General features: G+C 64.5%; 20 protein-coding genes. 9 read left to right on the top strand and 11 right to left on the bottom strand.

Features of this window, described 5'->3' with window-relative positions:
• Positions 1-34 precede the first annotated feature (34 nt).
• Both LB552_RS21015 and LB552_RS21010 read right to left on the bottom strand, forming a co-directional pair.
• Positions 35-1,282: an NAD(P)/FAD-dependent oxidoreductase gene (locus LB552_RS21015; protein ID WP_224609942.1), complete on the bottom strand. Its 1,248-nt coding sequence runs from the start codon at positions 1,280-1,282 to the stop codon at positions 35-37.
• A 4-nt stretch (positions 1,283-1,286) separates the two neighbouring features.
• Positions 1,287-2,675: a PLP-dependent aminotransferase family protein gene (locus LB552_RS21010; RefSeq protein ID WP_224609940.1), complete on the bottom strand. Its 1,389-nt coding sequence runs from the start codon at positions 2,673-2,675 to the stop codon at positions 1,287-1,289.
• A 284-nt stretch (positions 2,676-2,959) separates the two neighbouring features.
• Here LB552_RS21010 and LB552_RS21005 point away from each other — a divergent pair, with 284 nt between their 5' ends.
• The 8 genes from LB552_RS21005 (at position 2,960) to otsB (ending at position 13,429) form a co-directional block, all read left to right on the top strand.
• Positions 2,960-4,105, top strand: a complete 1,146-nt coding sequence (locus LB552_RS21005; protein ID WP_224609939.1) for an ABC transporter ATP-binding protein — start codon at positions 2,960-2,962, stop codon at positions 4,103-4,105.
• Positions 4,102-5,154 carry an ABC transporter substrate-binding protein gene (locus tag LB552_RS21000; protein ID WP_224609937.1) on the top strand — a complete coding sequence of 351 codons (1,053 nt, stop codon included), beginning with the start codon at positions 4,102-4,104 and terminating at the stop codon, positions 5,152-5,154. Before LB552_RS21005 ends, LB552_RS21000 begins: the two co-directional genes overlap by 4 nt.
• Positions 5,155-5,163: 9 nt before the next feature.
• Positions 5,164-6,444: an ABC transporter permease gene (locus tag LB552_RS20995; RefSeq protein WP_224609934.1), complete on the top strand. Its 1,281-nt coding sequence runs from the start codon at positions 5,164-5,166 to the stop codon at positions 6,442-6,444.
• A gap of 3 nt (positions 6,445-6,447) precedes the next feature.
• Positions 6,448-7,260: an ABC transporter permease gene (locus LB552_RS20990; protein WP_140838984.1), complete on the top strand. Its 813-nt coding sequence runs from the start codon at positions 6,448-6,450 to the stop codon at positions 7,258-7,260.
• A gap of 78 nt (positions 7,261-7,338) precedes the next feature.
• Positions 7,339-8,397, top strand: a complete 1,059-nt coding sequence (locus LB552_RS20985) for a glycosyltransferase family 4 protein (RefSeq protein ID WP_224609932.1) — start codon at positions 7,339-7,341, stop codon at positions 8,395-8,397.
• Between the two features lie 151 nt (positions 8,398-8,548).
• Positions 8,549-10,711 (top strand): amylo-alpha-1,6-glucosidase, encoded by a 2,163-nt coding sequence (locus tag LB552_RS20980; protein ID WP_224609931.1) that lies wholly within the window; start codon positions 8,549-8,551, stop codon positions 10,709-10,711.
• 148 nt (positions 10,712-10,859) lie between these two features.
• Complete coding sequence (locus LB552_RS20975) at positions 10,860-12,650, top strand: trehalose-6-phosphate synthase (protein WP_224609929.1); 1,791 nt, start codon at positions 10,860-10,862, stop codon at positions 12,648-12,650.
• Positions 12,647-13,429, top strand: a complete 783-nt coding sequence (gene otsB, locus LB552_RS20970; protein WP_224609927.1) for a trehalose-phosphatase — start codon at positions 12,647-12,649, stop codon at positions 13,427-13,429. The genes LB552_RS20975 and otsB overlap by 4 nt, the downstream gene beginning before the upstream one ends.
• A gap of 106 nt (positions 13,430-13,535) precedes the next feature.
• On the opposite strand, the gene LB552_RS20965 is transcribed toward otsB, so the two are convergent.
• The 8 genes from LB552_RS20965 to LB552_RS20930 form a co-directional block, all read right to left on the bottom strand.
• Positions 13,536-14,642 (bottom strand): ABC transporter ATP-binding protein, encoded by a 1,107-nt coding sequence (locus LB552_RS20965; RefSeq protein WP_224609925.1) that lies wholly within the window; start codon positions 14,640-14,642, stop codon positions 13,536-13,538.
• A complete protein-coding gene (locus tag LB552_RS20960) occupies positions 14,639-15,439 on the bottom strand; it encodes an ABC transporter permease (RefSeq protein ID WP_224609923.1) in 801 nt (266 codons plus the stop codon). The genes LB552_RS20965 and LB552_RS20960 overlap by 4 nt, the downstream gene beginning before the upstream one ends.
• A 1-nt stretch (position 15,440) precedes the next feature.
• A complete protein-coding gene (locus LB552_RS20955; protein WP_224609921.1) occupies positions 15,441-16,301 on the bottom strand; it encodes an ABC transporter permease in 861 nt (286 codons plus the stop codon).
• Positions 16,302-16,366: 65 nt separating this feature from the next.
• A complete protein-coding gene (locus tag LB552_RS20950; protein ID WP_224609919.1) occupies positions 16,367-17,371 on the bottom strand; it encodes an ABC transporter substrate-binding protein in 1,005 nt (334 codons plus the stop codon).
• 62 nt (positions 17,372-17,433) lie between these two features.
• Entirely contained in the window at positions 17,434-18,909 is a 1,476-nt protein-coding gene (locus tag LB552_RS20945) for an aldehyde dehydrogenase (protein ID WP_224609917.1), read from the bottom strand.
• Positions 18,906-19,958, bottom strand: coding sequence for an LLM class flavin-dependent oxidoreductase (locus tag LB552_RS20940; protein ID WP_224609915.1), 1,053 nt, complete (start codon positions 19,956-19,958; stop codon positions 18,906-18,908). The genes LB552_RS20945 and LB552_RS20940 overlap by 4 nt, the downstream gene beginning before the upstream one ends.
• A gap of 5 nt (positions 19,959-19,963) precedes the next feature.
• Positions 19,964-21,775: an alpha/beta fold hydrolase gene (locus tag LB552_RS20935; RefSeq protein ID WP_224609913.1), complete on the bottom strand. Its 1,812-nt coding sequence runs from the start codon at positions 21,773-21,775 to the stop codon at positions 19,964-19,966.
• The gene (locus LB552_RS20930; protein WP_224609911.1) at positions 21,768-22,355 is read right to left on the bottom strand and encodes an amino acid synthesis family protein; all 588 of its coding nucleotides are present in this window, start codon (positions 22,353-22,355) and stop codon (positions 21,768-21,770) included. The genes LB552_RS20935 and LB552_RS20930 overlap by 8 nt, the downstream gene beginning before the upstream one ends.
• Positions 22,356-22,594: 239 nt before the next feature.
• Here LB552_RS20930 and LB552_RS20925 point away from each other — a divergent pair, with 239 nt between their 5' ends.
• Entirely contained in the window at positions 22,595-23,272 is a 678-nt protein-coding gene (locus tag LB552_RS20925) for a GntR family transcriptional regulator (protein ID WP_224609910.1), read from the top strand.
• A 15-nt stretch (positions 23,273-23,287) separates the two neighbouring features.
• On the opposite strand, the gene LB552_RS20920 is transcribed toward LB552_RS20925, so the two are convergent.
• Entirely contained in the window at positions 23,288-24,319 is a 1,032-nt protein-coding gene (locus tag LB552_RS20920) for a hydroxyacid dehydrogenase (RefSeq protein WP_224609908.1), read from the bottom strand.
• Between the last annotated feature and the right edge of the window lie 5 nt (positions 24,320-24,324).

Below are 24,324 nucleotides of genomic sequence, written 5' to 3'. Positions count from 1 at the left end.
CCACATATCGGAATTGATTGCCAGGCTCGGCCGTTCAGCCGAAACGCGCCGCGGAAAAATCGGCGGCCGATGGCAGGGCTCGGCCGGCGATTAAGCTGGCGACCCAGCGTGCTGTCACCGGGGCCAGCGTCAGCCCCAGATGGCCATGGCCGAAGGCATAGATCACATCAGGCGATTTCGTCGAGGGTCCGATCACTGGGCGAGAGTCCGGCAGCGAGGGCCTGAAGCCCAGCCATTGCGACGAAGGCTTGCCGATGTCGGGGAAAAACTGCCGCACGCCGCGACCGAGCAGCGCCAGCCGGCGCGGATTGGGCGGCGCATTGAGCCCGCCGAGCTCGACAGTGCCGGCAACCCGGAGCCTGCCGTCCATCGGCGTCATATAGAAACCGAGATCGACCGGGCAGACCGGGCGGTTGAGCAAAGGGGCCGTGGTCGGAAACTCCAGATGGTAGCCGCGCTCGGTATCCAGTGGGATGCGGTCGCCGGCCTGGGCCGCGAGCGGGCGGGATCGCGCGCCAGCCGCAATCACCACTTTTTGCGCCGCGATGACAAGCCCTGGGCCGCTCAGCCGCACGCCGCCGGCACCCGCTGCGAGGCCGGTCACGCTCGCGCGCATGAATTGAGCGCCCTTGGCGGCAGCGGCTGCCGCCAGCCGCGCCATCACCGTCCTGGGATCGCTGACATTGATCGAATCCGGGAAATAGAGGCCTTTGGCCTCGAACGTCGCGAGCCGCGGCTCCAGCGCGGCCACCTCATCGGCGGTCAGAACCTGCTGATGGACGCCGAGTTCGGCCCGCAAAGCCCGTCCGCCCTCGGAGGCGGCAAAATCGCTGTCGCGACGGTAGACATAGAGGCAGCCGTTTCGGCGCATCAGATCCTGAAGCCCGGCCTCCTGCACCATTTCGCCCCAGGCCGGCAGGGCTTCGGCGAGGAGGCCGGCTAGCGCCAGCGCATTGGCTCGGGTTGCCGCCGGCAGCGATTGGCGAACAAAGCGAACCAGCCATGGCGCGAGCTGGAAAAGTGCTGCCCAGCGCAGCGAGAACGGGCTGTCGGGATCGAGCAGCAGTTTCGGCAGCGCGCGCAGCACACCAGGATTACCGACCGGCATGCAGGCATATTCGGCGATCGTGCCGGCATTGCCGAACGAAGCGCCCGAGCCGGGCTCGTTCGGGTCGATGACCAGGACCTCGCGTCCTTCGCTTGCAAGGCGCAAGGCCGTAGCCAGCCCGACGACGCCGGCGCCGATGATGGCGATCTCGACTGATTTCGGCGCGGAGGTCATGGCCTCAGACGAAGCCCGGCAATTGCAGATGGCCAGCGGCGAGCAGCTCGGCCATGATGGTCAGCGCCGAACGCAGGTCCTCCTGCGATCGCGCCGCGCCGACATTGATGCGCACGCCGTGCTGCACCGGCTCGCGCCCGACGGCGAAAGCGTCGCCCGGCAGCACGGCGACGCCGCGCTCCAGGCAGGTGCGGGCAAAGCCGGCGCCACGCCAGGGCTCGGGCAGGCGCAGCCAGGCATGCGTCGAGATCGGGTTGCTTTGAACGTCGAAACGGCCGAGGATTTCGCTCAAGATCGCCTGGCGCTGGCGCAACTCCTGCTTCTGGATGTCGATGATGCGGGCGGCAGCCCCTTCCTCGATCAGCCTGGCGCCGATCAACGCCGTGAGCGGGCTGATGCTCCAGCAATTGATGCGGAGCGCCGCGGCGACCTGGCCGGCGATCGGGCGCGGGGCGATGACGAAGCCGAGGCGCAGGCCGGGCGCTAGGCATTTCGACAATGCGCCGAGATGGATCGTCAGCTCCGGCTCGAGGCTGGCGAAGGAGGGCGGCGGATCGTCGGCCAATGGACGGTAGACGTCGTCCTCGATGATCAGCACGTTGTGACGGCGTGCGACGGCCGCCAATTCATGCCGGCGCTCCTCGCTCAGCGTGATCGTCGTCGGATTGTGCAGTGTCGGCACCAGAAAAACGGCACGGGGGCGGAGCTGAACGCAAGCTGCCTCGAAGACATCCGGACGCATGCCGCCGCGATCCATCGCGACGCCACGCAGATCGAGACCATGGACGCGACACAGCGCGTTGATGCCCTGATAGGTCACCTCGTCGGCAAGTATCACTTCGCCATCCCTGGTGACGGCGCCGAGCACGCAGTCGAGGCCGTGTTGGGCGCCGGCTGCGAGCACGACACGGCCGGGATCGCCATCGCCGGCGACCGATTTCAGCCAATCGGCGACCGCGACACGGCCCCAAAGCGGCCCCTCTGGCGGATGATAATCCTGCAGCGAGGCGTAGTGACGATCCTTGGAAAGGCGCGGCATCAGCGCCGCGACGGCGTCGAGATAGGCTGACGTGGGCGGCCTGTTGACGGAAAGATCGACGATACCGCTCTGGTCGCTCGGCGCCGACACGAATCCCGGACGCTCGACAATGTCGCGGGCGGCGACCGTGGTGCCGCGCCCGGGGCGCGCCTCGAGCAAGCCTTGCTCCTGCAAGGTGGACAGTGCCCGCGTCACGGTCGTGACATTGATGCCCAATGCACGGGCGATCTCGCGTTGCGGCGGCAGCCGGTCGCCGACGGCAAGCGTGCCCTCGGCAATGCGTTCGGCGATCGCGTCGGCAAGACGGCGATAGACCGGACTGTCATCCTCGGTGAGGCGAAGGTTTTCGAGCATGAGGGATTCGAACTGCGGCTGACGTCTCACTTGTCGGGCATCTAGCATAAGACAACGATCCATACAATAGAGATTGTACGGCACTCAATTCGATCAAAATTATCACACAACATCGCATTTTTGCGCTTGACGGTGAAAGTTGTCCGCATCTATGGTCACTTTCAGCCTTATTGTGTGACCATACAAGCCGGACGCTTCCTGTTCAGCGGGCCGGTTCCGGGAGGACGAGGCATGGATCGCAAGCAGCAGACCGAATCGCCCCGCGGCAGCCGGGAAGGCGCGCGATGAGCGCCGGCCAGACCGTCGTGTCGGCAAGCGCCAACCAAGGCTTTGTCGAATTCGCCGACGTCGAGAAGTCCTATGACGGACGCAGCTTCGCGGTAACGCGGATGAACCTTGCCGTCGCGCGCGGCGAGTTCCTGACGCTGCTCGGCCCCTCCGGCTCCGGCAAGACCACCACGCTCAATATGCTCGCTGGCTTCGAGCGACCGACGCATGGCACGATCACGCTAGAGGGCCAGCCGGTCGATCGGCTGCCGCCTTACCAGCGCAATATCGGCATGGTGTTTCAGAACTATGCGCTGTTCCCGCATATGACGGTAGAGGAGAATGTCGGCTTTCCGCTTTCCGTCCGCCAGGTGAGCAAGGCCGACATCGCGGCCCGTGTGGGCCGCGCGCTCGACATGGTTCGGCTGAAGCAATTCGGCGATCGCCGCCCGACGCAGCTTTCCGGCGGCCAGCAGCAGCGCGTGGCGCTGGCTCGCGCGCTGGTCTTTCAGCCGAACCTGGTGCTGATGGACGAGCCGCTCGGCGCGCTCGACAAGAAATTGCGCGAGCATATGCAGCTCGAAATCAAGCAGATCCACACCATGCTCGGCGTCACCATCGTCTATGTCACGCACGACCAAAGCGAGGCGCTGACGATGTCGGACCGCGTCGCGGTGTTCAACAATGGCGGGATCGCCCAGCTGGGCTCGCCCGACGATCTCTACAACACCCCGCAAAGCTCATTCGTGGCGAGCTTCATCGGCGAGAACAACACGCTGGAAGGCGTGGTCGACCGCGTTTCAGGCCAGGAATGCCGTGTCCGGCTGAGCGGCGGCGGCGAGATCACCGCGCTGGCGGTCGGGGTGACGCAAGGCGCCGCCTGCCACGTCGCCGTCCGGCCCGAGCGGCTCAGCCTGTCGGCTGCCGCCAGTGGCGGCAACGCGCTGGCGGCGACCGTCGATGGGCGCATCTATCTCGGCGATCACCTGCGCCTGCTGGCCAGGCTCGCCAACGACCAGGTGCTGACCGTCAAGGTCGGCCCCGAAGCGACGATGGCGAACGGCGAGACCGTGACGGTCTCCTGCGCGCCCAACGATTGCCGCGCCTTCCCGGCCGATGCCGGAACGGGCGGCGCCATTCCAAAACAGGGGAAAATGCAATGACACAATTGAGAACACGCCTATTCGCGCTCGCGGCCGCCACAGCCTGCATGGCTATGACCGGCGCCGCCTTCGCAGACGAATTGTCGATCATGGCGAGCGGCGGCGCCTGGCAGGACGCGCAGCGCAAGGCCTGGTTCGAGCCCTTCAGCAAGGAGACCGGCGCGAAAATCCTGGAGCAGGAGTATCTCGGCGATCTCGGCAAGGTCAAAGCGATGGTTGAGACCGGCAATGTGCCGATCGACTTGGTGACGGTCGAGACCGCGACGGTGCTGCAGGGTTGCGACGCCGGCATCCTCGAGCGGCTCGACTATTCCAAGATCGGGCCGCGCGACAAATTCATCGAAGGCTCGGCGCTGGATTGTGGAGTCGGTCTCGATGCTTACGGCGATATCCTTGCTTATGACCCCACCGTGCTGAAGGAAGCTCCGACCTCGGTCCTCGACCTCTTCGACGCGACGAAATTCCCGGGAAAGCGCGCCATGCGCAAGTTCCCGGCGCAGAACCTCGAATGGGCGCTGATGGCGGACGGCGTCGCACCCGCCGAGGTCTATAAGGTGCTGGCCACGCCGGAAGGCGTCGACCGTGCGTTCAAGAAGCTCGACACCATCAAGAAGGACATCGTCTGGTGGGACGCCGGCGCGCAGCCGGCACAGCTTCTCGCTTCCAGGGAAGTGGTGATGACCACCGCCTGGAACGGCCGCATCCAGAACGCGATCGACACCGACAAGAAGCCGTTCAAGATCGTCTGGAACAACCAGATCCTCGAATACGACATGATCAGCATTCCGAAGGGCGCGCGCAATCCGGAGCTTGCCTACAAATATCTCGCGTATATCAGCAAGCCCGAGAACAACGCCAAGCTCGCAAGCTACATCACCTATGGGCCGGTGCGTACCGACGCGGCGTCCTTCGTCGCATCCGACGCGCTGCCGAAACTACCCAATGCTCCCGATCATCTCGCCGGCGCCTATCTCGTCGCCGACACCGAGTTCTGGGGCGACTATGGCGAGGACCTTGTCAAGCGCTTCAACGCCTGGCTTGCTCAGTAGGAAGGCGGGATGTCGGCGCTCCAGCCCAGCGAAATCGACCGGCCGACGCTGGCCCGCGACCGGTCAGCCGCCGACGCGGATCTGAAATCCGTGTCGGCGGCGCTCCGCCGCGCCGAACTCGGCGACCGGATGCGCTCGTTGCTTCTGGCAGCGCCGCTGCTCGTCCTTCTGGCCCTAAGTTTCGGTATTCCGATCGTGCTGCTTTTGTCGCGCGCGGTCTATGACCCGACCATCGCGGACGCACTTCCCAAGACGACCGCGGCCCTGGCCGGCTGGAACGGCCAGGGCCTTCCCGGCGACGACGCCTTCGCCGCGTTGGCGGCGGACCTCAAGGAAAACCAGGCCAAGGGCACAGCCTATGAACTGGCCAAGAGCCTGAACGCGCGGCTGCCTGGAGCCCGCAGCCAGGTATTGAAGACGGTTCGCAAGCTGGAAAGCGCCGACGGTCAGGCCGCGCTCGACACCATGAAATCGGTGCCGTTCTGGTCTGTACCATCGACCTGGCCGGTGATCCGGAGCGGCACAAGCAGCCTTACCTCGTTCTACCTGCTCAGCGCGCTCGATCTGCGCTGGAACGCCGATGGCGGCATCGAGCGGGTGCCACCCGAGCAGGCGATCTTCATACAGGTGTTCCTGCGCACTTTCTTCGTTGCGGCGTCGGTGACGCTAGCAACGTTGATCCTCGGCTTTCCGCTCGCCTATCTCATCGCCAACGTGCCGAAAGGGCTGGCCGCCATCCTAATCGTTGCGGTGCTGCTGCCGTTCTGGACCTCGATCCTGGTGCGCACCGCGGCCTGGACCGTGCTTTTGCAAAAGTTCGGCCTGGTCAATGATTTCCTGCTTCTTATCGGCGTTACTAGCGACCGGCTCGACCTGATGTACAGCCGCATCGGGCTGGTCATCGCCATGACGCATATCCAGTTGCCGTTCACGCTGCTGCCGATCTACAGCGTCATGCGCACCATCCCGCCTTCGCAGATGAAGGCCGCCTATTCGCTAGGCGCCAGGCCTTTCACCGCGTTTCGCCGTATCTACATCCCGCAGGTGTTTCCGGGCGTGATGGCCGGTTGCATGCTCACCTTCATCCTGTGCCTCGGCTATTACATCACGCCGGCGCTGATAGGCGGGGCAGGCGACCAACTCATCAGCAATTTCATCGCCAATTACGTCAATGTCGAACTGAACTGGGAGATGGCGGCGGCGCTGTCCTTCATCCTGCTCGTCTTCACCTTGGCGCTGTTCGGCATTTTTGCCCGCGTCCTCGGCCTCGACCGCCTGAAGCTGGTGTAGCCCATGCTGCTCTCTCCCTATCCCACAACAGGCGAACGCATCCGCATCACACTGCTGTGGATTTGGTGCGGGCTGGTCATCCTGTTCCTGTTGGTGCCGATCCTCATCCCGGTGCCGCTCTCCTTCAACAGCGGCGCCTTCTTCATCTTCCCGCTGGAGGGCATCTCGACGCGCTGGTACGAGGTCGTGCTCGGCACCCAGCGCTGGCAGTCGGCGATCGGCAATAGCCTGATCATCGCCCTCGGGACGACGGTGATCGCGACGACGCTCGGGACACTAACGGCGATCGCGCTTTCCGACGAGAAGTTTCCGGGTCGGCGCATTATCATGCCGCTGCTTCTTTCGCCGCTGATCGTGCCGGTGGTGATCACAGCCGTCGGTTCCTATCTATTCTACGCCCGCGTTGGGCTCGCCAGCACTTATGCCGGCATCATCCTAGCGCATACCGCCTTGGCCAGCCCCTTCGTGGTGGTGACGGTGGGCGCTAGCCTGACCGGCTTCGATCGCAACCTGATGCGAGCCGCGGCGATCTCCGGCGCCAAACCCCTGACGTCGTTCTTCCGCGTCATGCTGCCGCTGATTCTGCCCGGCGTGCTTTCGGGCGCGGCCTTCGCCTTCGTCACCTCCTTCGACGAAGTGGTCGTCGTGCAGTTCCTGGCCAGCGCCAGCCAGCGCACCATGCCGCTCGAAATGTTCATCGGCCTGCGCGAAAAACTTTCGCCCGCCATCACTGCCGCGGCGACCCTAATGATGGCGCTATCCATCCTGCTTTTGCTGGTGGCGAACATTTTGGCACGGCGCAGCCGTAAGTCCTGAGGCTAACCCGCGACCAATTGGGCAGGAACGATCTCGCGGCTGACGCATTTTGCCTCGCGTCAACAGCTGAGGGACCAGATGCGCATAGCCCATGTCGCGCCGCTTTTTGAATCCGTGCCGCCGAAACTTTACGGCGGCACGGAGCGGATCGTCTTCTACATCACCCAAGCACTCGTCGAGCTCGGGCATGACGTCACGCTGTTCGCGAGCGGTGACAGCGAGACATCGGCGCGACTGGTGCCAGGCCGCGACCAGGCGATACGCCTCGATCCGCGGCCGAAGAAATCGGAAATCGCCGCTCATCTGGCGATGCTCGCCGATGTGCGCGAACGCGCCGGCGAATTCGACGTCATTCATTTCCATCTCAGCCATTTCCTGCATTTTCCGTTCTTCGAGCAGATCGCGGGTCGCACGGTGACGACGCCGCATGGCAGGCTCGACTATGTCGACCTGGCGCCTGCCTACAAACGTTTCCCGCGTTTCCCCATGATCTCGATCTCGCACAGCCAGAAGCGCGGTTTGCCGGATGCGAACTGGCTGGCCACGATCCATCACGGACTGCCGCTCGATGCCTACCGGCCGACCTATGAACCACATGGGGAAGAGCCGTATCTCGCTTTCCTCGGCCGCCTGTCGCGCGACAAGCGGCCGGACCGCGCCATCGAGATCGCGCGCCGGTCCGGGTTGAAGCTGAAGCTGGCGGCCAAGATCGGCGACGACGACCGCGCCTATTTCCGCGATAATATCGAGGCGCTCATCGATGGCGACCGTATCGACTATGTCGGCGAGATCACGGAAGACGAGAAGGCCGAATTCCTGGGCAACGCGGCAGGCCTGCTGTTCCCGATCGACTGGCCGGAACCGTTCGGCCTCGTCGCGATCGAGGCCATGGCTTGCGGCACACCGGTGATCGCCTGGGACAACGGCGCCCTGCCGGAGATCGTCGACGATGGCATCACCGGCTTCGTCGTCGACAATGTCGACGATGCGGTCGCATCGATGCCCGCGCTTCTCGAACTCGACCGGCGGCAGGTGAGGGCGGTCTTCGAGAAAAGGTTCTCGGCGACAAGAATGGCGCGCGACTACCTTTCTGCCTATATGCGTCTGACCGGCATGCCGGAGGCCAGGGCCTCCTGACCGACTGCCCAGAGCCGGATGATTTCAGGTCTGGTCGACCTGAAATCTGAATCCGGCTCCAAATCAAAGAGATAGAGCATGATGTCATCCGAAAACCGCCTCACACTTTTCGGCATCATGCTCTAGGGTGGGGCAACCGAAGAGGTGACGAATGACGGAGCTCGACGAGCGCAAGCTCGATCCTGCCGTGGCCCTTTCCTCGCTCGACGAGACGGCGCCGCGAGAACCGCACCGGCTTTTTGCCCTCAAGCAGGGCGACTGCTTCGCCGTCGCCGACGCCTATGGCGACATCAGGGGTTCGGGCGACGGGTTCTTCCGCGACGACACGCGCGTGCTGTCCGAATTCCGGCTGACCATCGGCGGCAGGCCGATGTCGCTGCTCGGTGCATCGCTCAGCCAGGACAATGTGCTGTTCACGTCCAACCTGACCAACCTGCCTATTCAAAGCGCTGCCGGCCGCGATATGCCGCAGGGCGCGATCCATATCGAGCGCGTCAGGCTGATCTGGCAGGACAGGCTGTTCGAGCGCATCACGCTTTCCAACTACAGCCGCGAGCATTCCACCATAACCGCGTCGCTGCATTTCGCCGCCGACTTTCGCGACATGTTCGAGGTGCGCGGCTCGACCCGGGTGAAGCGGGGCACCACGCATATCGCCAAGACCGACAAGACCACGGTCCTGCTCGGCTATGATGGCCTGGACGGCTTGCCGCGACTTTCGGCAATCTCCTTTTCGCAGGCGCCAGACCAGTTGAGCGACAATCGCGCCGATTTCCTCATCGCCGTGACCAAGCGCAGCCGAAAGGTGCTTTATGTCGAGGTCGGCCCCGCGATCGCCGACCCGCCCGATCGCGACCGCTTCCGCGCCGCGGCGGCGCGCGCGCGGTTCGGCATGCGCGCCAAGCGCAGGCACGGCGCCACAGTGCACAGCTCGGGGCGCGTGTTCAACGATTGGGTCGAGCGCGCCCGCGCCGACGTGGCGCTGCTTACCACCGAGCTTCCGACCGGCCCCTATCCCTATGCCGGCATCCCGTGGTTTTCGACCGCATTCGGGCGCGACGGCGTGATCTCAAGCCTGCAGATGCTTTGGCTCAATCCCGGCCTGGCGCGCGGGGTGCTTGCTTTTCTGGCCGAGCACCAGGCGACCGAAACGTCGCCCTTTTCGGATTCGCAGCCCGGCAAGATCATGCATGAGACACGCAAGGGCGAGATGGCGGCGCTGCGCGAACTTCCTTTCGGCCGCTATTACGGAGGCGTCGACACCACGCCGCTCTATATCCATCTGGCTTCCGCCTATGCCGACCGCACCGGCGACATGGCCTTCATCGACAAGCTTTGGCCTTCGCTGAAAGCCGCTGCCGACTGGACGGAGGAGGCGAGCCGCGCCACCGGTTTCGTCACCTACCAGCGCGCCGCCGAGTCCGGCCTCGCCAACCAGGGGTGGAAGGACAGCTTCGATTCGGTCTTCCACGCTGATGGGCGCATCCCAAAGGGGCCGATCGCGCTGGTCGAGGTGCAGGGCTATGTCTTTGCCGCCTTCCGCGGCATGGCGGCGCTCGCACGCCGCCGCGGCGAATTCGCCGACGCCGAGCACTGGGAGGGCCGCGCTGAGGAAATGCGGATCGCCGTGGAACGCGATTTCTGGCTGGACGACATGAATTTCTACGCCTTGGCCATCGATGGCGAGGGGCAGCCCTGCAAGGTTCGAACGACAAATGCCGGGCACCTGCTTTTTGTCGGGCTGCCGCAGCCCGACCGCGCCAAGCTGGTCGCCGAGCAGCTGCTGTCGGCCGCCTTCCATTCCGGCTGGGGACTGCGGACGCTCGCCGACGATGCGGTGTTCTTCAACCCGATGTCCTACCACAACGGCTCGATCTGGCCCCACGACACTGCGCTTTGCGGCGTGGGCCTCGCGCGCTACGGCGAACGCGACAGCGTTGTGCGGCTGATGAGCGGCACTTTCGAATCGGCCGTTCATTTCAATATGCGGCTGCCCGAATTGTTCTGCGGCTTCGCCCGGGCGCCGGGCGAAGCGCCGATCGCCTATCCGGTGGCCTGCCTGCCGCAAGCCTGGTCGGCAGGCTCAACCTTCATGCTGATGCAGGCCTGTCTGGGCCTGGAAATCGATGGCTGGAAAGGCGAATTGCATGTCACGCGCCCGAGGCTGCCGATCGGTATCGACACCCTGATGCTCCGGCATCTGAGTGTCGGGGACAAGGTCGTCGATGTGACCTTCCAGCGGGTCGGCGACCGTGTCGCCGCCTTCCTTTCCGATCGTCATGAAGGCCAGGTGCCGCTTATCGTGCGGACTTAGAAGAAGGCGTCGCAAGACCGCGTTCAACAATCGAAAAATGTCGGAACTCATGGCCGGCTTGTGCGTTGCACAGGTGGACCGGTCTGCCGTCCGCAGCCGGCAAGAACGAAAATAATGAGCGGACAGCCGGAGGCAGCCTGGCATTTCAATGACACAATACAGCGTTCTGTTACTGGTCCTTATTCTCGTAAGCCTTGGACTTTCCGCATTTGCCATTTTCATTTCGATATCCCGGTACCGTCGCAATCACCCGAGGATTTCGGCTGTGGCAGGCCCCGGCGACGACTTCGCCACAGAGGCCGCGCGCAAGGTGCTGCGCGAATTCGAAAAGAACGGGCAGTCGGTCGACGCGGCCCTGGTCACATGGTCGCCGGAGACGTTGCGCAAGATCCTCGCTGACGAGTTGCCGGATGCGCAGGTCATCATTGTCTCCAATCGCGAGCCTTATATCCACAACGAAACCAGGAACGGCGACGTCGAGCTTGTCGTGCCGGCGAGCGGACTGGTCTCGGCGCTGGAACCGATCACGCGCGCTTGCGCCGGCACCTGGATCGCCTATGGCGGCGGCACTGCCGACCGGACGGTGGTGGACAGGAACGACCGCGTGCAAGTGCCGCCCGGCAATCCTTCCTACACGCTGCGCCGCGTCTGGCTGAGCGACGACGAATATCAGGGCTACTATCTTGGCTTCGCCAATGAGGGCCTGTGGCCGCTCTGCCATATCGCGTTCACGCGCCCGATCTTCCGCGAATCCGACTGGGAGGCTTATGAGGCCGTCAACCGCAAATTTGCGGAGACGGTGGTTGCCGAGGCGCGCAACGAGCGGCCGATCGTGCTGGTCCAGGACTACCACTTCGCGCTTCTGCCGCGCATGATCCGCGAGCGCCTGCCGGAGGCGATCGTCATCACCTTCTGGCACATACCGTGGCCGAACTCGGAAGTGTTCAGCATCTGCCCGTGGCGCGAGCGTATCCTCGACGGCCTGCTCGGCAGCTCGATCGTGGGCTTCCACACACAATTCCACGCCAACAACTTCACCGAAAGCGTCGACCGTTTCATGGAAAGCCGGATCGAGCGAGCCGACGCGGCCATTTCCTATGGCGGCCAGGTGACGCTCGTGCATTCCTATCCGATCTCGATCGAGTGGCCGGTCGAGCTGCTGAAAACTCTTCCGAGCGTCGAGGAGTGCCGGGCGCGCGTGCGCAAGCGGTTCAGAATTCCAGCTGGCGCCAAGCTTTGCGTCGGCGTCGAACGCCTCGACTACACCAAAGGCATCCTCGATCGCTTCCATGCGCTTGAGGAACTGTTCATCCGTCATCCAGAAACGATCGGCAATGTGGTATTCCTGCAGATCGCTGCACCAAGCCGGGGCACGCTGCCTGCCTACAAGCAGCTGCACGATGAATGCCTGCGCTATGCCGACGAGCTCAACCAGCGCTACGGCAGCAAATCCTATCAGCCGGTCGTCATGGTGGCCGAGCACCATTCGCAAGCCGCAGTCTATGAGCTTTATCGCGCCGCCGATATCTGCCTCGTCACCAGCCTGCATGACGGCATGAATCTCGTTGCCAAGGAGTTCGTGGCGTCGCGCGACGACGAGCAGGGCGTGCTGCTGCTCAGCACCTTCGCGGGCGCCTCGCGCGAATTGCTGGAGGCGCTGATCGTCAATCCGTACGACGCGGCGATGATGAGCGAGGCGATGCTGCAGGCGATGACCATGGGGCCGGACGAGCAGCACGAGCGCATGCGGCGCATGCGCGACATCGTGCGCGACAACAATGTCTATCGCTGGGCCGGCAGCATGCTGCTCGACGCGGCGCGGCTCAGGAAGCGCGGCGACCTCGACCGGGTCACGGCCCTATACGACCGACCGGCAAGTCCCACCGGCGACAATGTCGTCTCCATGTTCGAACGCAAACAGGCAGTCGGATTCCGATGAATAGTCAGGCAGACCTTACCCCGCCGCTTCCCGAAGGCCGGTGGGCGCTTTTCCTCGACATCGACGGCACCTTGCTGGAGCACGCGGCGCATCCCGACAGCGTGTCGGTCAGCGCCGAGTTGCGGCAATTGCTGCAGACGATCGAGCGGCGGCTGGACGGAGCGCTCGCCTTCATCACCGGCCGCTCGATCGCGGCCGTAGACCATCTGTTCGATCCCTTGAAGCTCAGGATCGCCGGCCTCTACGGGCTGGAGCACAGGCTTGCGCCGGATGGCCGGATCGAGGCCGCCGACGAGCCGGCGGACATGGCGGCGCTCGCCGACGAGATCGAACTGGAGCTGGCAAGCAAGGCCGTCTATGTCGAGCGCAAGGGACCTGTGCTCGCCATCCATACGAGAGCAGCGCCCCAGCTTCTGGCACGGGCGACGGAACTGGTCGAGGCAGCGCTTGAGCGCCTGCCCAAAGGCTACCGTGTGATCGCCGGCAATGCCGGCGTCGAGCTGATGCCGCTTGAGGCAGCCAAGGGCGCTGCGATCCGGCGCTTCATGCAGACTGGTCCGTTCAGCGGCAGGCGTCCTGTGTTCCTTGGCGACGACACGTCCGACGAGAACGGCTTCGAAACGGTCAATGCCGCCGGGGGAATTTCGATCCGGGTCAAGCCGCAGGGCGAGACCACCGCGCGCTTCGCCATCGAGGATGTTGCGAGCGCCATTGCCTGGCTCGAGGCCAATTTCGGAGGGCCGGCCATGCAAACGCCAAGGAGCGATCTCGTCGTTTAGGCAGGCGCTGCAGGCCCGTGATCATGGCGATACTCTCGTTCTTATCGGCCTTCTTCGTCTCGCGCACGCCGATCTGCTTGCCGAGCGCTCAAGCTTGGTCGGATCATTAATACGTCAGTTCCTTACCGGTTTTGCCCGAGGCGGGAAACAGGAAGGCACCGCCGGGATCGAAGAATATCTGCCGCCTGCCCAGCGTTGCATCATGCTTTGCCGCTGCCGAAGATGTCGGCCGGATGTCGATTTCCTGTCCGGCGCTCGTGCGCGCCACAATACGCCGGCGCTCGCCGTAGAAGGCGACATCGACGATCTCGACCGCAAGCTCCGCATTGTTGGGCGAGCGCTCCAGGCGAAACGCTTCCGGCCTGATCATCAGCCTGGTTTTCTGTCCGGGCGCGAAGCTGCCATTGGAATTGATGCCGGAGACAAGCGCGCCGTCCGCGAGGCGGATGGTCGAGGCGCCGCCCACCGTTTCCAGATGCTCGGCGGCGAGGAAATTCGAGTTGCCGATGAAGCCGGCAACAAAATCGGTTGCGGGCCTAAGGTAGAGGTCCTCGCCCGTGCCGATCTGTTCGATGCGGCCATCTCTGAAGAGGGCGATGCGGTCCGACAGATGCAGAGCTTCTTCCTGATCGTGGGTGACGTAAAGGATGGTGACGCCGGTCTCGCGGTGGATGCGGCGGATCTCGGCCTGGATCTCCTCGCGCAGCTTCTTGTCCAATGCCGATAGCGGTTCGTCCATCAGGAGGATGGGCGGATCATAGGCCAGCGCGCGGGCAAGCGCGACGCGCTGCTGCTGGCCGCCCGAGAGCGCCGCGGGCAGACGCTCGGCGAAGCTTTCCAGCCGCACCAGGGAGAGCATGTCGGCGACCGTGCGCCTGACCTCGGTCTCCGGCCGGCGGCGGACTCGAAGCGGGAAGGCGACGTTTTCGGCGACGCTCAGATGCGGGAACAGCGTGTAGCGCTGAAAGACCATGCCGATGTTGCGTTTGTGCGAAGGCACTGAAAGCAGCGACTTGCCCTGCAGCTGCACGTCGCCGGAGGTCGGATCCTGGAAGCCGGCGATGGCGTAGAGCGTGGTCGACTTGCCGGAACCGGACGGCCCGAGGAAGGTCAGGAATTCGCCCTTCGGAATATCCAGCGTCACATCGCGAACGGCGGTGAAGGCACCGAACGCCTTGCGCAATTTGCGGATCGAGAGGAAGGGTTGGGTCATGTCTGCAGCTTTCGGCGCAAGAGTGCCGTCACGATCATCAGGGCGAGCGTGAGCGCGACCAGCAGGCTCGATGCGGCGGCGATGACGGGGGTGAGGTCGGAGCGGAGACTGCCCCAGATCTTGACAGGCAAGGTTTGCAAAGTGGGGCTCGCCATGAAGATAGCGACCACGACCTCATCCCACGACGCCAGGAAGGAAAAGATCGCGGCGGAGAAGATGCCGATGCGGATCGAGGGCAGGGTGATCCTGAGCTTAGCCTGCAGCGGGCTGGCGCCGCAGACGATGGCCGCATCCTCGATAGACTTGTCGAATCCTTCGAGCGCGGTGGCGATCGGAATGATGGCGAAGGGCAGCGCCAATACGGTGTGGGCGACGACGAAGCCGATCGTGGTGCCGCCGAGGCCAAGCCGCAGGAAGAAGGCGTAGATGGCGATAGCGAAAACGACAACCGGCAGGACCATTGGCGTGAGCAGAAGCCCGCGCAGGACCTCGCGGCCGCGGAACTGGCCGCGAATCAGCGCGAAGGAGGCGAGCAGGCCGATGGCGACGGCGAGGATCGCCGTCATCGTGGCGATACGCGCGCTGGTGAGGGCCGCTTCGATCCAGGACGGGTCGGCAAACAGCTCCTGATACCATTTCAGCGTCCAGCCGGGGGGCGGAAAGGCCAGCCAGCGCGACGAGCCGAAGGAGAGAAGCACGATGAAGACCACAGGCAGCAGCAGGAAGGCTGCGACCAATGCCGTGAAGGCAAGGAGCGCGACCTTCAACCAGCCGAGGCGGTCATAATCGAGCAGCATCTCAGGCGCCTCCCGCCGGGCGTTTTGACCCGACCAGGCGCAGCTGCAACGCATAAAGCGCCATGGTGACGACGAGCAAGATGAAAGCGGCAGCACTCCCCAGGCCCCAGTTGAGCAGCGACTGGATCATCTGCGCGATCATTTCGGCGAGCATCATGTTCGACGTGCCGCCAAGCAGAGCCGGCGTGACGAAATAGCCGAGCGACATGACGAAGACCATCAGGCCGCCGGCGGCTATGCCGGGCAGTGACAGCGGCAACAGGATGCGCCTGAAGGCGGCGAGCGGGCTGGCACCACAAAGAGCGGCGGCGCGCAAAGTCATCGGATCGATGGCGCGCAAGGTGCCGACCAGCGGCAGGATCATGAAGGGCAGCATGATGTAGACCATGCCGATGGTGACGCCGGTGAGATTGTTGATCAGCGGCAGCGGCTGGTTGATGATGCCGGCGCCCATCAGCGCCCGGTTGATGACGCCGGTACGCTGCAACAGCACCATCCAGGCGTAGGTGCGGGTCAAAAGGTTCGTCCACATGGAAAGGATGATGATGCCGAACAGGATCGAGGCGAGCGCCGGCGGCATGATCGCCAGCATCCAGGCGACCGGAAAAGCGACGACCACCGTGACGAGGGTGACGACGAAGGCGACGAGGAAAGTGTTGAAGAAGACGCGCGCGTATGTGCCGTCGCCAAGCAGCGCCGCATAGTTCTGCAGGCCCGGAGCGGGGTCGGTGACGCTGCGCAGCAAAAGCGCCAGCACCGGCACGACGAAAAACAGTCCGATCAGGATCAACGCCGGAAGCAGGCCGCCAAGGCCTGCCGGTATTCGAAGGCTTGCGATCCCTTGCTGTGCTTCCACCGACATGGCGGTAATCCCGGATTGCGGGTCGGGACGGCCAGCGCCGCCCCGATCCTGTCAAAGGACGGTCCTTACTTCGCCTGCCAGGCGTACCAGCGCGTGGCGATCTCGTCGCGATGCTCGGCCCAGTAGTTCATGTCGAGATTGATCTGTCCGTCGACATGGGCGTCCGGCAGGCCCTTGACCACGTCGGCGGGCATTTCCGCCTTGGCCTTGGTGTTGATCGGCGCGTAGCCGCTCGCCTCGGCGAATTTCGCCTGGCCGGTCGGGCTGGTCGCGGCGGCGAGGAATTTCATAGCGCCGTCCTTGTTCTTGGCGCCCTTCGGCACCACCAAGACGTCGGCGGCGGTGAGGTTCTGGTTCCAGGACACGCCGACATCGGCGCCGTCCTTCTCGAGCGCGAAGACGCGGCCGTTCCAGAGCTGGCCGAAGGCGGCCTCGCCAGAGGCGATCAGCTGCTGCGATTCGGCGCCGCCACCCCACCAGACGATGTCCGACTTGATGGTGTCGAGCTTCTTGAAGGCGCGGTCGAGGTCGAGCGGATAGAGCTTGTCGGCCGGCACGCCGTCGGCGAGCAGCGCGATCTCGATCACGCCCGGCGCCGACCATTTGTAGAAGGTCCGCTTTCCCGGAAATTTCTTGGTGTCGAACATGTCCGCCCAGCTAGCCGGCTCACCGGAGACGGCGCTCTTGTTCCAGGCGAGCACGAAAGAATAGTAAAAGCTGCCGACCGCGTTCTCATTGCTGAAGCGCGGGTCGAGATCGGCCTTCGGCACGACGGCGAAGTCGATCGGCTCGAGCAACCCGTCCTTGGCCGCTTTGATGGCGAAATCCATCTCGACATCGACGACGTCCCAGGTGACGTTCTTGGCGTCGACCATGGCCTTCAGCTTGCCGTAGTCAGTCGGTCCGTCCTGCAGTACCTTGATGCCCGAAGAGGCGGTAAAAGGCTCGGCCCAGGATTTGGTCTGGGCTTCCTGCGTCGTCCCGCCCCAGCTGGTAAACACCATTTCATCGGCCTTTGCGGCCGTGGTCGCCACCAACCCGGCAAGGACGCCGGCGAAAATCAGTTTCATGTCGTTCTCCTCTGATTGGTTGTTCCGTTTCTTGTTCTTGTCGGCACCCTCGCCATGCCGTCTCAGCGCATGACGAAGGGATCGGGAATCGGGTCGTCCGAGGTGCGGATCCACACCGATTTCGAGCGCGTGTAATCGCGGATGGCGTCGAGGCCCCCTTCGCGGCCGAGACCGGAAAGGCCATAGCCGCCGAACGGAACCAGCGGCGAGACGGCGCGGTAAGTGTTGACCCAGACGACGCCGGCATGGATGCCGCGCGCCATGCGATGCGCCTTGGCGAGATTCGAGGTGAAGACGCCGGAAGCGAGCCCGAATTGCGTGTCGTTGGCTAAAGCCAGCGCTTCAGCCTCGCTGTCGAAGGCAAGCACGCTCAGCACCGGACCGAACAGCTCTTCGCGCACGCAGGCGAGAGCCTGGTCCTGCGCCTCGATGATCGTCGGCGCGTAGTAGTATCCGTCAGCCTTGCCCTTCGGCCGCGCGCCGCCGGTGACCAGTCGGCCGCCTGCTGCCACGCTCTCCGCCACGATTGCCTCGATCCTTTCGCGCTGGCGCGAGGTCGCCAGTGGGCCCATCTCGGTCGCGGGATCCTGCGGGTCGCCGATGACGATGGCTTCCGCCTTGTGCTTCAGCCGCGCGAGGAATTCGTCCTTGACCGAGCGCTCGACCAGCAGCCGCGAGCCCGCGACGCAGCTCTGGCCGGTGGCCGCGAAGATGCCGGCGACGACGGCATTGGCGGCGCTGTCGAGATCGGCGTCGGCGAAGACGACGACCGGGCTTTTGCCACCGAGCTCGAGCGTGGTGTAAGCGAGATTCTCGGCGGTGTTGGCGACGATCCGCCGGGCGGTCGAAGGGCCGCCGGTGAAGGCGACACGGGCGACGAGCGGATGGCTGGTTAGGCGGTGCCCGCAATCATGGCCGAAGCCGGTGAGGATGTTGACCGCGCCGGCTGGAAAGCCGGCTTCGCTAACCAACTCGGCGAAAGCGAGCAGCGGCGCCGGCCCATCCTCGGAGGCCTTGAGCACGACGGTGCAGCCGGCGGCAAGCGCCGGGCCGAGCTTGACCGCCGACAGGAAGAGCTGCGAGTTCCAGGGTACGACGGCGGCAACGACGCCGATCGGCTCGGGCCGCACCGTCACTTCCATGTCAGCCTTGTCGATCGGGATGAAGGCGCCTTCGTGCTTGTCGGCCAGTCCGCCATAATAGCGGTAGTAATCGCCGACATAGGCGATCTGTGCGCGCGTCTCGCGGATGATCTTGCCGGTGTCGCGCGTTTCAAGCTCGGCGAGACGGCCGGCATTGGCGGCGACGAGATCGCCGAGATTCACCAGCAGTTTTCCACGCGCCGTTGCGGTCAGCGTCGACCATGGGCCGGAGCGCAACGCCCGGTGCGCCGCCTCCACGGCGCAGTCGACATCGGCAACGGAAGCGGCGGGCATCGTCGCCCAGGGCAGGCCCGTCGACGGATCGATGCTGTCGAAAGTGGAGGACGCCTCGGCGAACTGGCCGTCTATGTAGTTCCTGAAGACGGTGCTGCTCATCGCGACCCCATCTCTTGGAAGGCCGGCATCACCTTGTCGATGAACAGCCGCAGCGACTTCTTCTTGCGCTCATGCGAGAGGCCGCTGTCGATCCAGATCGAGTACTGGTCATAGCCTTGCGCCTCGTAGCTCTTCAGCCTCGCGATCACCTCGTCGGCCTCGCCGATGACCAGGTTCTGCCGGATCTTGTCGGGCGCATATTGGGGCATCGCCGCGATCTCATCCTCGGTCAGCGGCTCGAGAACGCCCTGGCGGACGGGTTTCTTGTTCTGGAACCAGGCGCCGAACTGGCAATAGAACTGCGAGAGGTCCTGGGTCAGGCGGTCGGCGTCGGCGGCGTCCTCGGCGACGAAAGTGTGCATCAGGAGCATGATCTGTGGCCGCGCTATGTCCGGATGCGCCTGGCAGGCGGCATTGAAGCGTTCCATCAGGCTTGCGACCTCGCCGTCGCCGGAGGCCAGCGGCGTCACCTGGACTTGGCATTGGTTGGCCACTGCGAAGTCGTGCGAGTTCGGATCGCGCGCGGCCACCCAGATCGGCGGGTAGGGTTTTTGCAAAGGCTTGGGCGAGGAGGTCGTCGGCGGGAACTGCCAGAACTCGCCGGAATGCTCGTAATCGCCGTCCCAGAGGCCACGGATCGCCGGTATGATCTCGCGCATGCGCTGGCCGGCGCCCCAGGCATCCAGCCCCGGGAAGACGCGCTGATACTCGTAGCTGTAGGCGCCGCGGGCGATGCCCAGATCCAGCCGGCCGCCGGTGATAACATCGGCCATCGCCGCTTCGCCGGCGAGTTTGATCGGGTGCCAGAAGGGGGCGATGATCGTGCCAGTGCCGAGACGGATAGTATTCGTCTTTGCGGCGAGATAGGCGATGTTGATGAACGGGTTCGGCGAGATGGTGAATTCCATCCCGTGATGCTCGCCGATCCAGGCCGTCTCGAAGCCGGCCTGCTCCGCCAGCAAAACCAGTTCTTCAAGCTCCGCCAGCAATTCGGAGTGCGGCTTGGCGAGATCCGAGCGCTCCATATGGACGAAAAGCGAAAACTTCATCGATCTCACCGTTGGGCGGAATGGATTGGGCCGGAATGGATTGGCGCCGACGGCGCCGGCTTGGCAAGCGGCCGGACTTCGCCCTCGACCTCGTTGCCGACATAGACGCCGAAAGTGTCCTCGGCGCGCTCGCGCGCGTAGCGGGCGAGCATAGAGCTGACAGCCGGGTCGGCGATCTTCAATTCGGAGATGCGTTCGATCTCGACAAAGCGGATCTGGCCGTCACCGGAGACGGGAGCGTCCACCGTTCCGCGATAATAGACATGGGTACGCGAGGCATCCGTCGCGTCGTCCCACACCGCGTAGAGGAAGCCGAGCTCTGCGTCGATCGCCTTGGCGGCAAGTTTTCCCCTGAGGCTGCGAGCGTCGTTGGCGGCGCCGAGGCCGCGACCGGCCGGCAATTGGTAGGATCCTTCGGCGGTCTCGAAGAAGAGCACGCGGCCTTCGTTCTCCAGGATGGCGCCGACCTCGGTTCCGGGCGGAGCGGCCGCCGCAAGCGCTTCCTGGCTGAGGCCCGGCGTGACATAGGCGCCGCGGCAGTAGCCGAGAGGCTGGGCGCCATTGTGGCTGAAGTTATGGACGCGGCCAATGAGGATCGAATGGTCGCCGGCATCAACCAATTGCTCCATGCCGCAATCGAACACCGCGACCGACCCCTCGATCAGCGGATTGCCGGTCTGTCCGGGCTGCCACGCTACGGAGGCGAATTTGTCCGCGGCCTTCGAGGCGAAGATGCCGGACGCGGATTTCTGGGCTTCCGACAGGACGTTGATGGCAAAGCCTCTCGAAGTCGAGAAGGCCCGATGTCCCAGCGCCTTCTTGGCAAGGCAGACCAGCACCAGCGGTGGCTCGAGCGAAACGGAGGTGAAGGAATTGGCGGTGAAGCCGCGTGGATCGCCAGTCTCGTCGATCGTGGTGACGATGGTTACGCCGGTCAGGAAGGAGCCAAGCGCGCGTCGGAACTCCATGGCGTCGAATGCGGTGCCGTCTTCCACCGCCGGTCCGCCAACGGCCGCGACCTGGTCAAGGAAACCTATGATGTGCTGATTCACTTTTTGCGGAGAAGCGATTGTCATCATGTGCTTTTCGTCGTTCAGCACCACACATCGCCCAGCTGGCGCCAGTCGTGCCATCGCGGCCGACATGGCGGCTGTCGAGTTGCGATCTTCCGAGCCGGTCATGAACAGCGCGGGTACTGTGAGATCGGGCAGACGATCGGCGTGCGCGGTATCGGCGCTGGCAAAGAGGCGGTAGGTGCGGGCATAGCCTTGCCGATCGACGCCTTCAAGCGCCGCGCGGGCCGTCGCGGCCGCGTCCGAAAGAGCCGGCGGGATCGGATCGCCGAACCAGCGGGCGATCGTGGCGGCGATGGCCGATGGGTCGCCGGGTCCGCCAAGCGCTGCCGCCCGTTCGCGCACCGCCTGCGCGAGCTCGGGCGGGCGCCGGAAAACGGCGTTGAGGCAGATGAGGGCGCTGATGCGCGACGGGGCGCGAAGCGCGATTTCCTGTGCGATAAGCGCGCCCATCGAGTGGCCGATGACAGCGACGCGGGCAAGGCCGAGATGATCCAACAGACGGATCGCCTGATCGGCGAAGTCCGACAGGCGGGCGTTCTCCGGCGGCAGGGGCGAAGAACCGTGGCCGAGCATGTCGATGGCGATCACGTCGAAGCGGTCCTGCATCGCGGCGATCTGGGGCTGCCAGATCGCGGCATCCATGCCGACGCCGTGGATGAGCAGGACCGGCGCGCCCGAACCGGCGCGGATGAAGCCGGTGCCGTCGGGCGCCTTGCTGCGGATCGTCGCGGCGTCAGCCATGCAGATCTCCGAGCTCCTTCAGATCCTGGTAGCGGTCGCCGATCCGGTGATGCGCGCGGCCGCCGATGGACGCGCCGAGCGCCACCACCAGCTCGTCCGGCGCGGGCGCGTCGCCGATCTGGAAATGCACGGTCAGATAATGCGAGCGGCGGCCTTCGTCGTTCTTGTCCATCAGGGGGATCATGATCGGCGTGTTCGGACCGCCGCGCAGATTTGTGAAGGCGAGATAGGTCTTGGCGCCGACGGCGCGGCGATAGTGGTTGCCGAAATGCAGCGTGTGGATCAGCGCCGACGCATGCTCGACCTCACCCGACGTGCCGCAAATGGCGGCCTTGCCGTAGCCTTCGATCGCCTCGCCCGAACCCGCCACGCCGATGATCTCATTGGTCAGCGTTTCGCCGAGCACCGGCGCGTAAGCGCGGATCTCGGGCGCGAGATCCTCGGTGAAACCGCGGCCTGCCCACGGATTGGTGAGCACCGCGGCGACGCCGATCAGACGCAGCGGCCGCGGGGCCGTCTTGCCGCCCTCGATCAGAGTGTTCTCGGTATAGGTCACAATCTTGCGGATGGCCGGCTGCATGAAATTCCTCGGGATGGAGCGCCTCGCGGCAGCACCAATTTCTGTATTGTCTTATGGTATACCATGCTATGGAGTGCCGGGTACCTTGTCAACCGGTCATGGAATCTGTTTTTGTGATGAGGCGAGCGCCTCGCCGTTTCGGGGAAACGGCGAACCGCTCCAACTCTTTGTTTTGACGCAATTCCGGACGGAAAACCGCTACGCACTTTTCCTGGAATTGCTCTGAGGATTTGAGGAAAATGGCTGCCGACACGCTTCGCATCGACCGCTCCGCCAAGACGTTGAGGACGCTGGCGCTGGAGCGTATGCGCGAGGCGATCATGGATTTTCATTTCCACCCCGGCGAAAGGTTGGTCGAGCGGCCGTTATGCGATCAGCTCGGCGTCAGCCGTTCAGTTGTGCGCGAGGTGTTGCGGCAGCTGGAGGCCGAAGGCCTGGTGCAGATGATACCTGGGCACGGGCCAGCCGTAGCGAAGCCCGATCTTGGCCGGACCGACGAGATCTACGAGTTGCGCGCGCTGCTGGAGGGCATCGCGGCGAAGGCCTGCGCCACGTCGGCCACCGACGGTCAGATCGCCTTGCTTGATGCGGCGCTGGCGAAGCTGCTCGAGGCGTGGGCGTCGGGCGTGCCGGCCGAGGTGATGCGGGCGACGGCGAGCTTCTACGAAGTGCTGTTCGAAGCCGCCGACAAGCGCATCGCCTGGGAGATCGTCACCGGCCTCAATGTCCGCATCAACCAGCTGCGTTCGATGACGATCCTGTCGCAGAACCGCCGCGAGCCTGCGATCGCCGAAATGCATGCGATCATGGATGCGATCCGCTCACGCAAGCCGGAAGCGGCGGAGGCGGCGGCGCGGCGGCATGTGGAGACGGCCTGGCAAATCGCGCGCGACGCGCTTCGGCTGGGTTCGCTCTAGACGGCCTGTTCGAACTTAGTTCCTGTCGACCGGCTTGGAGCGCATGCGCGAAACCGTCTCGCGCTCGGCGCGCTTGGAGCGCAGCGGCGGCAGGCCGCGGTCGATAAGGTCCATATCCTCCAGCACCATGTCGCCCATGCGCTTGAAGGCGACGTCGAGCGCGCCGGCGCGATGCGCCGAACGCAGGAAGCCGGGCAGGGTGCGGACGGGATGGTCCTTTGCCAGCGGCTCCTCCGGGAAGACATCGCTCGCGGCGACGATGTGGCCGCTCTTAACCGCTTGCATCAATGCCGGGAAATCGACAACGCCGGCGCGGCTGAGCAAAATGAAGGCCGCGCCCTTGCGCATCCTGGCAAAGGCGTCGGCGCCCAGGAAACCCTCATTCTCGCTGGTGACAGAAGCGACGACGAAGACGAAATCGCTTTGCGACAGCACCTCGTCCAGCGAGGCCGGCTCCACGCCGTTGTCGACCAGGATCGACGGCGGCAGCCATGGATCAAAAACTTTCGTGCGGGTGCGGAAGCCGGTCAGCAGGCGGTTGAGCGCGCGGCCGAGATCGCCGAAGCCGATGATGCCGACATCGGCGCCGGAAAGCAGGCGCGCCGTCTGGTTGCCGTCGCCGCCCCACAACTCCTTGCCCTGCCGGAAAGCGAGGTCTGCGTCGACGATGTTTCTGGCGAGGTTCAGCGCCATGGCAAGGCCGAGTTCCGCGACCGGCTCAGCAAAGACCAGGCCGGTGGTGACGACATGGATGCCGCGCGCAAACAGCGTCTCATAGGGCATGTTGTTGAGCAGATTGGTCTCCACGTTGAAGATGCAGCGCAGCGCCTTCAGCTTCTCCAGCGTCTCAGCTGAAATCGGCGGCTGGCCGATGATAAAACGCGCCTCGGCCAGGGTTTCGGCGGGCAGGGCGGCAACGCCTTCCGGGGTGGTCTCGACAATGCGATAGTGTTTGCGCAGGCGCGCCAGCTGTGGCGGCGTGAAGATGAGTTCCAATGTGCGCGGTTCGGGCGCGCTGATGACCAGCGGCAAGGCTTTGTCGGGCATGTTTT

Source organism: Mesorhizobium sp. CA7 (assembly GCF_020165015.1).
Lineage (GTDB): Bacteria > Pseudomonadota > Alphaproteobacteria > Rhizobiales > Rhizobiaceae > Mesorhizobium.
Note: the sequence above shows the minus strand (reverse complement) of the source record. Positions and strands in the feature narration are given on the sequence as shown.